At 58.3% G+C, this 15,210-nt stretch carries 13 protein-coding genes; 10 read left to right on the top strand and 3 right to left on the bottom strand.

Annotated features, from left to right (window positions below; translation table 11 throughout):
* Nucleotides 1–76 precede the first annotated feature (76 nt).
* The 8 genes from NAV32_RS14160 to NAV32_RS14125 all read left to right on the top strand — a co-directional run bounded on the left by NAV32_RS14160 (nt 77) and on the right by NAV32_RS14125 (nt 9,373).
* Complete coding sequence (locus NAV32_RS14160) at nt 77–1,423, top strand: UDP-glucose dehydrogenase family protein (protein WP_256053438.1); 1,347 nt, start codon at nt 77–79, stop codon at nt 1,421–1,423.
* A 14-nt stretch (nt 1,424–1,437) separates the two neighbouring features.
* Complete coding sequence (locus tag NAV32_RS14155) at nt 1,438–2,817, top strand: lipopolysaccharide biosynthesis protein (protein WP_256053437.1); 1,380 nt, start codon at nt 1,438–1,440, stop codon at nt 2,815–2,817.
* Between the two features lie 41 nt (nt 2,818–2,858).
* Nucleotides 2,859–4,019, top strand: coding sequence for a glycosyltransferase (locus NAV32_RS14150; RefSeq protein ID WP_256053436.1), 1,161 nt, complete (start codon nt 2,859–2,861; stop codon nt 4,017–4,019).
* A 50-nt stretch (nt 4,020–4,069) separates the two neighbouring features.
* Nucleotides 4,070–5,194: a GDP-mannose 4,6-dehydratase gene (gene gmd, locus NAV32_RS14145; RefSeq protein WP_256053435.1), complete on the top strand. Its 1,125-nt coding sequence runs from the start codon at nt 4,070–4,072 to the stop codon at nt 5,192–5,194.
* Between the two features lie 2 nt (nt 5,195–5,196).
* Complete coding sequence (fcl, locus tag NAV32_RS14140; protein WP_256053434.1) at nt 5,197–6,165, top strand: GDP-L-fucose synthase; 969 nt, start codon at nt 5,197–5,199, stop codon at nt 6,163–6,165.
* Between the two features lie 191 nt (nt 6,166–6,356).
* The gene (locus NAV32_RS14135) at nt 6,357–7,631 is read left to right on the top strand and encodes a hypothetical protein (RefSeq protein WP_256053433.1); all 1,275 of its coding nucleotides are present in this window, start codon (nt 6,357–6,359) and stop codon (nt 7,629–7,631) included.
* Nucleotides 7,603–8,367, top strand: a complete 765-nt coding sequence (locus NAV32_RS14130) for a glycosyltransferase (RefSeq protein WP_256053432.1) — start codon at nt 7,603–7,605, stop codon at nt 8,365–8,367. The genes NAV32_RS14135 and NAV32_RS14130 overlap by 29 nt, the downstream gene beginning before the upstream one ends.
* A 28-nt stretch (nt 8,368–8,395) precedes the next feature.
* Nucleotides 8,396–9,373 (top strand): phosphoribosyltransferase family protein, encoded by a 978-nt coding sequence (locus NAV32_RS14125; protein ID WP_256053431.1) that lies wholly within the window; start codon nt 8,396–8,398, stop codon nt 9,371–9,373.
* 48 nt (nt 9,374–9,421) lie between these two features.
* Here NAV32_RS14125 and NAV32_RS14120 read toward each other — a convergent pair whose 3' ends face one another.
* Nucleotides 9,422–10,465: a glycoside hydrolase family 5 protein gene (locus NAV32_RS14120; RefSeq protein ID WP_256053430.1), complete on the bottom strand. Its 1,044-nt coding sequence runs from the start codon at nt 10,463–10,465 to the stop codon at nt 9,422–9,424.
* A gap of 200 nt (nt 10,466–10,665) precedes the next feature.
* Between NAV32_RS14120 and NAV32_RS14115 the strand changes: the two genes are divergently transcribed.
* Complete coding sequence (locus NAV32_RS14115) at nt 10,666–11,436, top strand: WecB/TagA/CpsF family glycosyltransferase (protein ID WP_256053429.1); 771 nt, start codon at nt 10,666–10,668, stop codon at nt 11,434–11,436.
* Between the two features lie 23 nt (nt 11,437–11,459).
* Here the strand turns inward: NAV32_RS14115 and NAV32_RS14110 are convergent, their stop codons facing one another.
* On the bottom strand, nt 11,460–12,032 hold the full coding sequence (locus tag NAV32_RS14110) for a DUF488 family protein (protein WP_256053428.1): 573 nt from the start codon (nt 12,030–12,032) through the stop codon (nt 11,460–11,462).
* Nucleotides 12,029–12,244 (bottom strand): DUF2945 domain-containing protein, encoded by a 216-nt coding sequence (locus NAV32_RS14105; RefSeq protein WP_423836436.1) that lies wholly within the window; start codon nt 12,242–12,244, stop codon nt 12,029–12,031. Before NAV32_RS14105 ends, NAV32_RS14110 begins: the two co-directional genes overlap by 4 nt.
* A 515-nt stretch (nt 12,245–12,759) precedes the next feature.
* On the opposite strand from NAV32_RS14105, the gene NAV32_RS14100 reads away from it, so the two are divergent.
* Nucleotides 12,760–15,180 (top strand): glycoside hydrolase family 5 protein, encoded by a 2,421-nt coding sequence (locus NAV32_RS14100; RefSeq protein WP_256053427.1) that lies wholly within the window; start codon nt 12,760–12,762, stop codon nt 15,178–15,180.
* Nucleotides 15,181–15,210: the final 30 nt, after the last annotated feature.

Genomic DNA, 15,210 nt, shown 5'->3' with positions numbered 1-15,210 from the left:
TTGTAACGCTGACGGCCCCCTCGAAGGGGCCGCGCCGAGGCACGCCCGTATCAATGTCTGAATCGAGGAATCTGCTATGAACATTACAGTCGTTGGAAGCGGCTACGTTGGACTGGTGACCGGCGCCTGTATTGCGGAAATGGGTAACCGGGTCTATTGCGTGGATGTCGACCGGACCAAGATCGAGAACCTCAAGCAGGGCATCCTGCCGATCTACGAGCCAGGTCTCGAAGATATCGTGCGAGACAATTACGCCTCCGAACGCCTGCTTTTCACCACATCACTGGCCGAGGCGGTCGAGCAGTCCGAAGTGTTCTTTATCGCAGTGGGTACGCCGCCCGGTGAAGACGGCTCGGCGGATCTGCGCTATGTGCTGGAAGTCGCGCGGCAGATTGGCGACACGCTGACCGCCCCGGCGATCATCGTGAACAAGTCCACCGTGCCGGTGGGTACTGCTGATCTGGTGCGCGCCGCGATCGCCGAGCGGCTGGACGTGCGCGGTGTGAGCATCGAATTTTCGGTTGTCTCAAACCCGGAATTTCTCAAGGAAGGTGCTGCGGTCAACGACTTCATGCACCCGGACCGGATCGTCATCGGCGCTGACAACGAGCATGCCCGTCAGGTGATGAGCGCGCTCTATGCACCCTTTATCCGCAACCGTCCGCGCACCCTGTTCATGGGCATCCGCGATGCCGAAATGACCAAGTACGCCGCCAACGCCATGCTGGCGACGAAAATCTCCTTCATGAACGAAATCGCCGGTCTTTGCGAACGCCTCGATGTGGATATCGAGAACGTGCGCCTGGGTATCGGCTCGGACGAGCGTATCGGCTATCACTTCATCTACGCCGGCTGTGGCTATGGCGGCTCCTGCTTCCCGAAGGACGTCAAGGCGCTGATCAATATCGCCCATCAGAGCGACTTCGAACCCAAGCTGCTGCAGGCCGTGGAAGCGCGCAACGAGCAGCAGAAGCACACGCTGTTCAACAAACTGTCCGGCCACTTCGAGGGCGATCTTGCCGGGCGCACCTTTGCGGTCTGGGGGCTGGCGTTCAAGCCGGGCACCGATGACATGCGCGAAGCACCGAGTGTGGTACTGATCAACAGCCTGATCAATGCCGGCGCCAGGGTGCGCGCCTTCGATCCGGTGGCACGCGAGACGGCGCGACGCGAGTTTCCCGACGCCTGGTTTGAGGATGGCCGCCTGCAGATCGTTGAAGGCCAGTACGAAGCGGCCATCGATGCCGACGCCCTGTGTCTGGTGACCGAATGGAAGCCTTTCCGTCGCCCTGACTTCCGTGCTCTCAAACGTCTGCTGAACACGCCGTTGATTCTTGATGGACGCAACCAGTACGACCGTGAGCAGCTCAAGCGTGAAGGCTTCGGCTATTACGGCATTGGCCGTCCGCCGCTGCAGGCTTGAGCGGAGATTGCCGAGTGAGCGTCATCGATCAGAGCGGCGGTGCCCCCGGGTTTCGTGAGCGGCTCGCGGCTCTTCTGCATGGCAGCCGCAACAGTCAGCTGTTGCGCAATATCCTCACGGTGGTAAGCGGCGCGGCTGGTGCCCAGGCACTGACTCTGGCGTTCATGCCGGTCATCACGCGCATCTACGGGCCGGAAGCCTACGGCGTGCTGGGCACCTTTCTCAGCGTGACGCTGATGCTGATTCCAGTGGCTGCGCTGACCTATCCCATCGCTATCGTGCTGCCACGGCGTGATGGCGATGCGCGGGGGCTGGTGCGCCTGTCGCTGCTGATCGCGCTGGGGATGGCGGCACTGGTGGCGCTGCTGCTTTATCTGTTCGGCGATGCGCTGACCACCCGGCTGCAAATACAGATTCTTCAGCCGTATCTGCTGTTGGTGCCGCTGGTGATGTTCAGCGGCGCGGCGCTGGAAATCTGCCAGCAGTGGCTGTTCCGTACACAGCGTTTCCGCATCACTGCGAGCGTCGCGGTGGGCCACTCGCTGCTGTTCAATTCGATTCGCACGCTGGCCGGTCTGGTGCAGTCATCGGCGCTGGTGCTGGTGTGCAGCACTGCGCTGCAACATGCACTGCACGCCGCCATGCTCGGTCTGGCGATGCTGCGAGCGAAGCCGCATATCGACAATCACGACGGTGATCAGAGCAAGCAGTCCGGTGAAAGCGTGGAGCAGGAGCCTGGCTTGCTCACGCTGGCACGTCGGCACAGTGATTTCCCGATCTTCCGTGCGCCGGTGATGCTGATCAATGCGGTATCCCAGCAGCTGCCGACGCTGATTCTGGCGGTGTATTTCGGCCCGGCGGCAGCCGGTTTCTTTGCCCTGTGCCGGCAGGCGATGAGCATGCCGACCAACCTCATCGGCAAGTCTGTGGCTGATGTCTATTACCCGCGTATCAGTCGCGCGATCCATGACGGTGAACCTGTTGCCGCAATGCTGATCAAAGCGACTGCGGCGCTGGCACTGGTCGGTCTGGTGCCCTTCAGTCTGGTGGTCGCGTTTGGCCCCTGGCTGTTTGCGCTGGTGTTCGGCGAGCAGTGGCAGGTGGCGGGTGAATTCGCACGCTGGCTGGCGCTGGCCGAGTACCTGGTTTTTGTCTCGCGGCCTTGCGTTGTGGCGGTGCCGGCGTTGTCGCTGCAGAGGCGGTTCCTGGTATTCGAGATTTTCAGCACCAGCCTGCGGGTACTGGCGCTGTTCGGCGGGGCGGTGCTGATCGGTGATGCGCTGGCCACGGTGCAGGCGTTCGCTGCTGCCGGGGTGGTGATCTACCTGACGCTGATGGTGATGGTCATTTTCCAGGCCCGGCGCTGGTATGTGCAGCAGAGGGCAACGGCATGAGCAGACAAGGACATTCTTCATTGAACGATATGGATTTTCCCATGACAGCAAAGCGGCCCACCATCGTCGTCATCGGTTACAACCGACCGAAAAGCCTGCAGCGTCTGCTGGCTTCGCTGAGCAAGGCGCATTACCCGAGCGGCGATATCCGTCTGGTAATCAGCCTGGATAACTCGGACACGCTGGAACCCTTGCGCCTCGCCGAGGCCTATGACTGGCCGCATGGCGAAAAGCGGGTGATCCACCGCAAGCAGCGGCTGGGGTTGCGCAATCATGTGTTGGCCTGTGGCGACCTGACCGAGGAATACGGCGACGTGCTGGTGCTCGAAGACGACCTGTTCGTCTCGCCGTATTTCTACGAGTACACGGCCCGGGCGCTGGCTTTCTATGCCGACGACCCGCGGGTAGCCGGGATCAGCCTCTACAGTCAGCAGTTCAACCAGACCGCCAATCTGCCGTTCACGCCCATCGACGATGGCAATTCGGACGTCTATTTCATGCAACTGGCCGCATCCTGGGGCCAGGCCTGGTCACGGCGGCACTGGCAGGGCTTTCGCGAGTGGCTGGCCAGTAATGGCACCGACATCAGCCGTATCGAAGACATCCCCGGCGATATCCGCAGTTGGCCGGAATCCTCCTGGCTGAAGCTGTACAACGCCTGGATCATCAGCAGCGACCGTTATTTCGTCTATCCCTATCGCTCGCTGACCACCAACTTCGGTGATCCGGGCCAGCACTTCTACATTGCATCGTCGCGTTTTCAGGTAGCCATCCAGCAGCAGCGGATCGACTACCAGTTCGCCTACTTCGACGACAGCCTGGCGCGCTACGACGCCTTCTGCGAGCTCTCGCCGCAGACGCTTAAAAAACTGAATCCGAAACTTGCCGGCCATGACTTCAGGGTCAATCTGTTCGGCTGCAAGGACTGCCGCAGCGGTCTGCAACTGACGCGCACCGACAAGCCCGGCCTGCACAGCTTCAGTCTTTCGATGAAGCCCATGGAGCTGAGCGTGCTGCATGACGTGGCGGGGCAGGGCATTGCCCTGATCGACACCGCCGAGGTCGACAGCGCCTCGTTGCGTGCGCCGCGAACCCAGTACGACACCTTCCGCTTCTTCTACAAATTTCCCTCCGTGCCGGTGATTTGTGTCGGCTTTTTCGAGCGCGTGCAGATGCTGCTCAAAAGCGCTCGATCAAGCTGACTCACTGGATTGACTCAACCCCTAACTTAATCATGGAAAAGGTGAACACTATGGAACGTAAAAAAGCGTTGATCACAGGCATCACAGGTCAGGACGGCTCCTATCTGGCGGAGCTGCTGCTGGAGAAGGGCTATGAAGTGCACGGCATCAAGCGCCGCGCCTCGCTGTTCAATACCCAGCGCGTCGATCACCTCTACCAGGATCATCATGTCGAGGATCAGAACTTCGTTCTGCACTACGGTGACCTGACAGATTCCTCCAACCTGACACGCATCATTCAGGAAGTGCAGCCCGATGAGGTCTACAACCTCGGTGCGCAATCACATGTGGCGGTGAGCTTCGAATCGCCCGAGTACACCGCGGACGTTGATGGCATGGGCGCTCTGCGCATCCTCGAAGCCATCCGCCTGCTGGGACTGGAGAAGAAAACGCGCTTCTACCAGGCCTCCACCTCCGAACTCTACGGCCTGGTGCAGGAAATCCCGCAGAAGGAAACCACCCCCTTCTATCCGCGCTCGCCCTACGCGGTGGCCAAGCTCTACGCCTACTGGATCACGGTGAACTACCGCGAGGCCTATGGCATGTATGCCTGCAACGGCATCCTCTTCAACCACGAGTCACCGCGTCGTGGTGAGACCTTCGTGACCCGCAAGATCACCCGTGGCCTGGCCAACATCGCCCAGGGGCTGGAGAAGTGCCTGCACATGGGCAACCTGGATGCGCTGCGTGACTGGGGCCATGCCAAGGACTACGTGCGCATGCAGTGGATGATGCTGCAGCAGGAGCAGGCCGAGGACTTCGTCATCGCCACCGGCGTGCAGTATTCGGTGCGCGACTTCATCCGCTGGTCGGCCGCCGAGCTGGGCGTGCAGCTGCGCTTCGAGGGTAGCGGCGTGGATGAGTGCGGCATTGTCGAGAGTGTCGAAGGCGATATGGCGCCTGCATTGCGGGCCGGTGATGTGGTGGTGCGCGTCGACCCGCGTTATTTCCGTCCGGCGGAAGTCGAAACCTTGCTGGGTGATCCTAGCCGCGCCAAGCAGAAACTCGGCTGGACGCCGGAGATCACCGTGCAGGAAATGTGCGCAGAGATGGTTCGCGAGGATCTGAAAGTCGCCCGGCGCCACGCCCTGCTCAAGGAGCACGGTTACGAGATTCCTGTAACGCTGGAGAACTGATAATGAATCGTGACGCACGAATTTTCGTCGCGGGGCATCGGGGGATGGTCGGCTCGGCCATCGTCCGCCGCCTGCGGGCGTTGGGCTACGACAATATCCTCATGCGTGGCCGGGAAGATCTCGATCTGGTTGATCAGGCGGCGGTGAATGCCTTCTTCGCCGAACACCGCATCGATCAGGTCTACATGGCGTCGGCCAAGGTCGGCGGCATCCACGCCAACAACACCTACCCGGCAGAGTTCATCTACCAGAACCTCATGGTCGAGGCGAACATCATTCACGCGGCGCACTGCAACGATGTGCAGAAACTGCTGTTTCTCGGCTCGTCCTGCATCTACCCCAAGTTCGCCGCGCAACCCATGAAGGAAGAGGCGCTGGTGACCGGCGTGCTGGAGCCGACCAACGAGCCTTATGCGGTGGCCAAGATCGCCGGCATCAAACTCTGCGAAAGCTACAACCGCCAGTACGGGCGCGATTACCGCAGTGTGATGCCGACCAACCTTTACGGCCCCAATGACAACTTCCACCCTGAAAACAGCCACGTGGTGCCGGCACTGCTCAAGCGTTTTCATCAAGCAACCCAGCACGGCGATGACGAAGTGGTGATCTGGGGCAGCGGCAAGCCGCAGCGTGAATTCCTGCACGTGGACGACATGGCCGCCGCCAGCGTGCATGTGATGGAGCTGGATGATGCCGTTTACCAGGCGCACACGCAGCCGATGCTGTCGCATATCAACGTCGGCACTGGCGTCGATTGCAGCATCCGCGAACTGGCCGAAACCATCGCACGGGTCACCGAATACCAGGGGCGACTGATCTTCGACAGCAGCAAACCGGACGGCACGCCGCGCAAGCTGATGGATGTGTCTCGGCTCAAGGCGCTGGGCTGGCAGGCCAGCATCAGTCTGGAAGACGGTCTGCGCGACGCCTATCGGTGGTTTGTGGAGAACCAGCACCAGATACGGCAGTGAAGCGATTCTTGTGGGGCCTACGCAACCGAGCGTATGGCCCGCACCCAGGGAAACAATGCGGACCTTTTAGGTACTGACGTTGTCCATCCAAAGCACATGTTTCCTGCGGGGTACTTGTCATTTGCCGTTGCTTTGCCATGACGGCTCGATCTGTTTGTTCGCCATGTCAATCTGGGTATTGGAGATAGCGTTTGTTAAGGAAAGTTCTGGCGTACAAGAATCTGTTGATCATCCTGTTGTTGCTGAACTCCGGATGCTTCTTCCTCACGGATGACAAGCGCGCCGGGATTCCCTACTTCCGGGAGATCTTCCTGCTGCTGGTAGTGGCCTCCACGGTGTGCCTGTTCGTCGCCTGGAAATGGGTCTATCAGTCCAGGACCAGCCTGTGGATCATATTCATGGGCACCATGCTGCCCCTCATGTCTGCCGTACTGGCCAATCTGAACTTCGGCCAGCCGATGCTTTACGGCCTGTTCGAAGAGCGCCGGTTCCTGGAATATCTGGTGTTCTTTCCGGTGCTTTTCCTGCTGCTCATGGCACAGCCTACCCAGGAAGAGCTTGGCCGCTACTTTCTTTATATCGCACTGTTCTGCGCGACATTCGGCTTCAGTTATTACCTGGGCATCATCCCGCAGAACGCGGTGGTTTCATTCACGGTGGATGACTGGACGCGATACGAAGACCTGCTGCGGCCCGATCGTTATCGAATTGGTTCGGGCTTCGTGACGCTGGCTGCCTTCATGCTCATGTACAACATGCGAGACAGGGTCACCTTGAGCGGTCTGCTGATTCTGCTGTACCTCGTGGCTTATCTCTGGCTGGTCATGCAGACCCGGCAAACCATGCTGATCTGGGCCATCGCCGGCTTGTGGATCTTCCGCAAGCGCATCGACTCGTTGATGAAGATGTCCGTGCTGGGCGTCATCATCCTGGGTGTTTCCTGGTTCATGGTGCCCGAGTTCTATATCCAGCAATACGAGCGTTTTCACGCGCTGCTGTTCGAGGCCGCGGCAGGGCCAGGGGTCAGAGACCGGACCATTGCAACCATCATCGATGCTATCAGCGCCAATAACTTTTTCGGTATGGGCGCACTGTCCCTGCAATGGAATGGCGGCTTCTCGCGGGTCTACAACCCACACTTCTACCTTTCAGACGTGGGCATTTTCGGCGTGTATCACCGTTATGGCTTCCTGACGCCGCTCGTCGTTCTGATCTTCTATGGCGGCTTTATCTGGATCATGCGTCAGTGCAAGAACAAGGGCAGCCTGCTGGCCGCCCTGCAACTGTCATTCGTATTCGGCATGATGAACTTCGTACTGTCCAACGCATTAACCTTTTCCGGCGATCTATATGGCATGGCGGCGGCGTTCTTCCTTTATTACGCGAAGATGCAGGTAGCACATTCTTCCTATACAGAAAATCCGGGGCAGATGAATTATGGTCAGTTTCAGTATCGTCACAATTAACTGGAATAATCTGGATGGTCTCAAGGCGACTTATCGAAGCCTGGTAGATCAGGCATTCAGGAACTTTCGCTGGATTGTCATTGATGGCAATTCCACCGATGGCAGCGTTGAATGGTTGCGTGAACTGGATGATGCTCAGGCGGAAATAACCATAGAGTCAGACCGTGGTATTTATGATGCCATGGACAAAGGCAGGCGGCGTGCCGTTGAAACCGACGGATACACCCTGTTTCTGAATAGCGGTGATGCGCTGGCCAGTTCCGATGTATTGGCCAGGATAGATGCCGAGTTGGCGCAGGCTACTATTGCACCAAGGTTTATCTATGGCGATTTTTATCGGAAAGATGCCAGTGGCAATCTGAAGCTTACCCCTGCGCACCCGATTGAACGTGCGCCGCTGGGTTTGCCCGCCAGTCATCAGACGATGTATTTCGAGAACGAACGGCTGCGCCAGTTCAAGTTCAGGCTCGACTACAAGCTGTCTGCCGATTATTGCCTGCTACTTGAATTCTTGCAGGGGCTCGACTTGCAGCGTGATGTCATGCAACTGCCGTTTCCCTTGTGCATCTTCGATACGACGGGCGTGTCGCATAAACGGCGTTTCGAGGCGATCCGAGAAGACATGGATATCCGTAAACGCTTTCTGAATTACTCCAGTGCCAATGCCTTTGCGCTGTATGTACTGCACTATCTGCATACGCATACCAAACAATTGCGCTCGGCATTGGGACGTTGATGGACGTTGGATATTACAAGGAGTGTCGATGAACTACCGAAGCCTTAGCCATCTTTCTCAGCTGAGCAACGCGTGTGCCGGCAAGATTCCCCATGATGTGGACCTGGTGGTTGGCATTCCCCGAAGTGGAATGCTGGTTGCCAGTATCGTCGCATTGAAACAGAACCTGCCACTGACCGATCTTTATTCGTTCCTGCGCAACGACGACCTGAAGAAAGGCATTACGCGCACCTACAAGCACGCCGGCCTGGTCAAGCCGAGGGATGCCCGCAAAGTGCTGCTGGTGGACGACAGCATCGCCACCGCCAAGTCGATGCACGCCGCCGTTGAGCAGGTGAGAGCCGCCTATCAGGGCGAGGTGGTGACCCTGGCAGCGTTTGCTGAAAAGCACAATCGCCACCTTGTAGACATGTACCTGGAGCTCGTCGAGCAGCCACGTGTGTTCGAGTGGAACATCATGCACCACTCTCTGATGGGGCACGCCTGTCTGGATATTGATGGTGTGCTCTGTGTCGATCCCACGGTCGAGCAGAACGATGACGGGCCGAACTACCGTGATTTCCTCAGTAGCACACGCCCGCTGTTCATCCCGTCGATCAAGGTTGCGCATCTGGTAACCAGCCGGCTGGAGAAATATCGCCCGGAAACCGAGGCGTGGTTGCAGCGCCATGGCGTGCAGTACGGAACCCTGCACATGCTGGATCTGCCTTCGGCAGAGGAGCGTCGCCGGTTGAATATTCATCATAAATTCAAGGCTGAGGTGTATGCCCGGCACCCGCAGACGCGACTCTTCGTCGAGAGCGAGGATCGGCAGGCCATTGAAATCATGAAGCTCAGCGGCAAACCGGTGTATTGCATTGAAACCAATGAAATGTACGTGCCAGGCCAGATGCACAATCTCAAGGCGAACACATTGCGCAAAAGCCACAGCCTGTTGACGAAGCTGATCGGCAAGATGAGATCGAAAATGGCGAAGTGGATACCGATGCCGCACCCCAGAGCCTGATCGCATACCGGCCCGTGGAAGAATCGGGCCGATATGCCGGCATTATTTTCAAGGACCGATACTGCTGCAGCCACCCTGATTGACGTACTTATTGAGAATTTCCCACTGCGGACGGTCCTGGCCGTCGCGGGTCGGCTCGACCGACAACTTGTAATTGCCCCAGGATGGGCCGGCTGCCCAGTAGGTCATGGGAATGCAGTGCTTCTGCAAATAAGCCAGCAGATTGTCCATGGCTTCCAGCAGACGTGGCTCATCGGCTGGAATACCAAATTCGCCGATATGGCCTTGTTTGCCATGTTTGATAAGCCAGTCGATAAAGGGCTTGACCCGTTTGACACCGAGCATGGTGTCGAAGTCATCTTCCAGCGGCTCTCGGTACTGTCCGTTGCCGTGTTTATCGAGGTAAAGATGGGCGGAAAATATCAACTTGTCGGCAGGATCCTTCAACTCCAGCAGGGGGTCGTTGTATTTAGGCCACAGATAGCTGCTGGACCAGAAGTTGCCTTCGATAAGCAGCGGGCGCTCGCGATCATGTTTGCGAATTGCATCGATTCCGGCCTGAGCCGCAGCCGGCCAGTATTTATCAGCCCCATGTGGCTCGTTCATGATGTCGTAGGCCCACAGCCCGTCATGATCCTTCCAGCGTTTGGCAATACGCTCCAGCAAGTCTGCATAAGCTGCTATGGGAACTGCATCGGTGCCTATTATCTGTTTGTGATAGCGCGCGTAATTGTGGATATCGAGGATGACGCGCATGTCATGCTCGGCTGCCTGTTGCAAGAAGGCGTCGATTCGCTGTGCATATTCTTCCTGCAATTCACCGTTGAGTTCGGCCTGCAGGCGCTCCCACAAGATAGGGAAGCGAATGGTGCGGATGCCCCGTTCTTTCCAGGTGAGCAGATAGTCCGGTGCAGGAAAGAAATAATTTGTATTGTATTTTCCCGGGATGGAGCCGCTGGAAAATGCGGCGCCCCCGATATTCATGCCGATCAGATCGATATTTTCTGCCGCATGTGCGGCACTACTGAGCACAAGTGCGAGTCCGAGAAGTATTCCTTTCTTTCGGTGCGATTTGCTGCGTGTCCCTATCATCTTTACTTCCTCTTTTTACCATTGGAAAAGATCGCAGAAGCGACCGCTTCCTTTTGTCCGGCACCCGCACGCATTGTTCATTTTTTTCTGCGAATCGACCCTGGGCTGCGAAGACCGAATCGAACGACCTGCAATTTCATCGCCCCTGCATTGAATGACTGACAGAGAAGATATTTATGAAAAGTCCCCGCACCAGAAGGATGGATCCTTTGATCGGGAAGCTGAAGCTTCTGGATGAGGCCGACACCGGTCCGTTCATTTCCGAACTTCGGACGCGTGAGTCGCCGACCATTCTTGGATTTCTCAACCAGCACGGTTACAACATCGCGCAACGCCATGCCTCGGTTAGGGCAAGCTTCCTGCAGGTCAACTATCTGCTGCGTGACGGTATCGGGATCAAAATGGCCTGCTGGTTCAATGGGCGGGCGCCGAAAGCCAACCTGAACGGGTCGGATTTCATTCCCAGGCTGATTGATGAGCTGGTGGCCGGTTCACAGGGCACCCATGAGCTCTTTGCCATGGGCACCTGTGAACCCTGGTTGAGCGATGGGGCGCGCAACCTGTTCGGAGACCGTCCTTTCCATGCCATCGACGGCTTCAAGCGCAGCGAGGAGTATCTGGAGTTCTATCGGGCGCATCATGTTCCGGGGCGTTATCCGATCATTGTGCTGGCCATGGGCATGCCGAAGCAGGAGCAGGTTGCGCTCTACCTGCAGAGTGCAATGAAGACGCCGGCACTGCTGATCTGCGGTGGCGCGATTCTGGATTTCAGTGCAGAGCGTTTTCCACGTGCGCCGCTGTTCTTTCGCCGGTTCGGCCTGGAATGGGCGTTTCGCATGCTGATTGAGCCAAAACGCCTGTTCAAGCGTTATGCGCTGGGGATTCCGCTCTTCTTCTACTATCTTTCGCGCAATGTCATTTCCCGTCCGAGTCGTGCCGGGGGCTGGAGTGCGCTCAAGCGCGAGCCTTGAGGCCAGAGCAAGGCGAAGCCGGTTCAGGGTGCCGTGTCGGTAACAGACTTCAGTGGCTTGCCGGCACCCTCGACATAGCTCAACTCACCTTTCTCCAGCCTGGCCGGCGTGGTGTATGGGTGCACGGTCAGCCGCTGCTCATCCTGTATATGCAGGACCTCGATGCCGTCCAGTTTCATCACATCTGAAATAAGCGCTCGGTGACATCGCCACCACAGCACTTCGGCACACATCATGGCCGTGGGGCGCTCTGCAGCCAGACTCAGCAGATGCTGCAATCCCGCAGCGAATTCCGCGCTTTTCAAGTGTTCGGCGTAGCCTCGAAATGACGGGTTGCGCCAGGCACTGGCGGGTGAATCAGTTGATGCACGCCTGCGACCACCCAGCTCCCCGAGCCATCGATAGCCGATGCCCTGTTCTTCGAGGGCGGCCTGCAGAGTCTCCGACATGAACTGCGGCAGTCGCCGCGATCCGGGATGGCGCCGGACATCGGCAATCATTTCGATACCGTAGTGCTTTAGCAGCGCGACGAATGAGGGGCCGGAACGCGTGGAGTGCCCGACTGTCCAGATCCGCTGCGGCTCCATTGGACTCATTGGGTCCTGCTCGGGACGCTTTTCTTGTGCATCGTCACAGGCTCGGTCTTGTCGCTGCGGCTTTCGTACTGCAGCGCAGTCGGGTTGGCTTGCCTGCTATGCCCTTTGTATTCGGTGTTCTGCGTCTGCACTTTGCTGATATGGCCGGTGACCGGGCTTGCTTCGAAACTCCACTGAACGTGATCCCTTGTCTTGAATCGATGCATTGTCATGTGAATCATCCGGATGACTGCCGTTGGTTTCTTTCGAACAAGCGAAACGCCAGTTGCTCGATACTCGTATAAACCGACCTTGAATCTGCCGTTTTGTAATTTCCGCTCGTCGGGTAAAACGGGCTGCAAGATTTGCTTTTCAATTATCACAATTCAAAAAAATGACGCCGGTTTCGCAGGCGGAAGAACGATTTCAAGCGGTCAACTGCTATTTCGAAGAGTGTGGCATTTAGCTATGCGCTAGTAGCTCAATAGTGGCAATAAACTCAATATGACGGTTATTTGGCGATGTCTGGCCGTCGTGTCGGTTTCCATAAGTTTTCTAAACCTATTATAAAGGCGCCCACGCAACGGCTTGCCGGCTTTCCTGCCAGGTTAATCCGGCCCTTGCACGCGGTTCGTTCGGTGCGCGTAATGAGATTAAAACCCCATCAGGCGCCCGTACGGCTTTATTAACTCCCGCTACTTTTTTAAAGGCTCCGACCTTTAGAAGTATTAAGTTCCGGAGAGACTGAATGTCTATCACTGTATTCTCAAGTGCGCCCAAGGCACTTGTACGCTCCATTGCCATGGCTGCGGTACTGGGTTCACTGACCATCGGCGGCGAAGCGGCTGCCAGCATCAACATAAGCGCCTCTTCCACGGCTGCCTTCACTTCAAACATCAACCGGTTCACCAGCAATGACTGGCTGAATGGCGTCTGGCGCCGCGAGGCAGGCATTTCCGTGCCGTTTTCGGCAGCTGCCCGTGATGCCTTCAAGCCGGGCGTGCAGGTCAGATTTGCAGATGGCCAGGTGCGCAAGATCACCAAGGTTTTCGTCGTCGGCAGCAACATCAGTGTTTATGTCGATGGCCCCTTGCTCGACGGCAGCAAGGTCGGCGCTCCGCGCACCATCAGCACGGTAGCCGTTTCCAATACCGCGCCGGGCACGTCGGAGCCGGCACAGGTTGAGGGCTTCACCAGCCAGATCAACCGGTTCACCAGCAATGATTGGCTGAATGGCGTCTGGCGCCGCGAGGCGGGCATTTCCGTTCCGTCTTCAGCCGCCGCCCGTGAGGCCTTCAAGCCGGGCGTGCAGGTCAAATTTGCTGATGGCCAAGTGCGCAAGATCAGCAAGGTCTTCGTCGTGGGCAGCAACCTCAGTGTTTACTTCGAGGGCGGTCTGCTCGACGGCAACAAGGTCGGCGCCCCGCGCACCATCAGTACGGTCACTGTTTCCAACACCGCGCCGGGCACCACCGCACCGGGTACCACTGCGCCAAGTGAACCAACTCCCCCGCCAGTGGAAAGCAGCTTCAGCGCCAGCATGAACGACTTCACCAACGAAGACTGGGAGCGGGGCATCTACCGCAAGTCGGCAGGCTTCTCCATCCCGGCCAACGCTGCCAACAAGGCCGCGTTCAAGGTGAACACCTCGGTGAAACTGGCGGACGGCCAGGTGCGCAAGATCGTTGCGCTGTATGACGTGGGCCAGCACCTTTCCGTAATGCTGGACGGCGCCAAGTTGTCTGCTGCCAGCGTCGGCCATCCCAAGAAGATCAGTGTGGCCTCTGCCACCGGCAGCGCGCCGACGCCAGCGCCGCAGCCGCAGCCGGACCTCAAGCCGAGCGAGCCGGTGGAAACCAGCTACAGCGCCAGCATGAACGACTTCACCAACGAAGACTGGGAACGGGGCATCTACCGCAAGTCGGCGGGCTTCTCCATTCCCAACAGCGCAACCAACAAAGCCGCTTTCACGGTGGGCTCCTCGGTACGCCTGGCCGATGGCCAGGTGCGCAAGGTTGTCGCCCTGTATGACGTGGGGCAGCAACTCTCGGTGATGCTGGATGGCGGCAAATTGTCGGCCAGCAGTGTCGGTTATCCGGCCAAGATCACCGCCTTGTCGAGCGGCAACGGCACTGCGCCGAGCAACCCGACTCCAGACCCCGCGCCGAACCCGTCGCCGTCCAAGCCCGGCAGTGGTAGCGGTATCCCCCTGGTGGGTGTGAACTTCGCTTCCGGTGTGTTCGATCCGGGCAGGATTCCGGGCACTTACAACCAGGGCTACACCTACGCCGACGAGTCCTACTACAAGCGTCACAGCGAACTGGGCTTCAAGCAGATCCGTCTGGGCTTCCTCTGGGAGCGCATCCAGCCCCAGCTCGGCACTCCGCTGAACGCCGCCGAGTTGTCGCGCATCAAGACCTCGCTGGACCTGGCGCACAAGTACGGCATGAAGGTCATCCTCGACATGCACAACTACTACCGCTACTACAACAAGGTGATCAACTCCCCCGAGGTGCCGCGTTCCGCGTTCACTGAAACCTGGCGCAAGATCGCCGTCGAGGTCTCAAACCACCCGGCGCTGTGGGGCTATGGCCTGATGAACGAGCCGTACAACACGGGCAACAACCTCTGGCCGCAGACTGCCCTGGAAGCGAGCAAGGCGATCCGCAAGGTCGATCCGGACACCTGGATCATGGTCGCCGGTGACCGCTACTCCAGCGCACTGTTCTGGGAAAGCGTCAACACCCAGCTGATCAGTGATCCCTGGATGCGCGATCCGAAGAACAACCTGGTCTTCGAAGCGCACCAGTATTGGGATCACGACTACTCGGGCTCGTACCGCAACCGCAACGAAACCTTCGCACCGATGCGTGGTGTGGATCTGGTCAAGCCTTGGGTCGAGTGGCTGAAGAAGCACAAGCTGCGTGGCTACCTCGGCGAGCACGGCATCCCGGACTTTGCCCCCTCGGGTGTAGTCGCCACCGACAACATGCTGGCGTACCTGGCCGAAAACTGCATCCCAAGCAGCTACTGGGCGGCGGGTCCTCGCTGGGGTGAAGACAGCATGTCGCTGGACGTGGAGAGCGGCAAGCACCGTCCACAGCTGGCGATGCTGCAGAAGCACGCTGCTACGAAGAAGACTTGCTCCACCATCGGTCCGCTGCACTAACGGAAACCGGTAACAGAAAAACGGGCCTCG

Source organism: Stutzerimonas stutzeri (assembly GCF_024448695.1).
GTDB lineage: Bacteria > Pseudomonadota > Gammaproteobacteria > Pseudomonadales > Pseudomonadaceae > Stutzerimonas > Stutzerimonas stutzeri_T.
The sequence above is the reverse complement of the archived record's forward strand: the minus strand, read 5'-3'. Positions and strand labels throughout refer to the sequence as shown.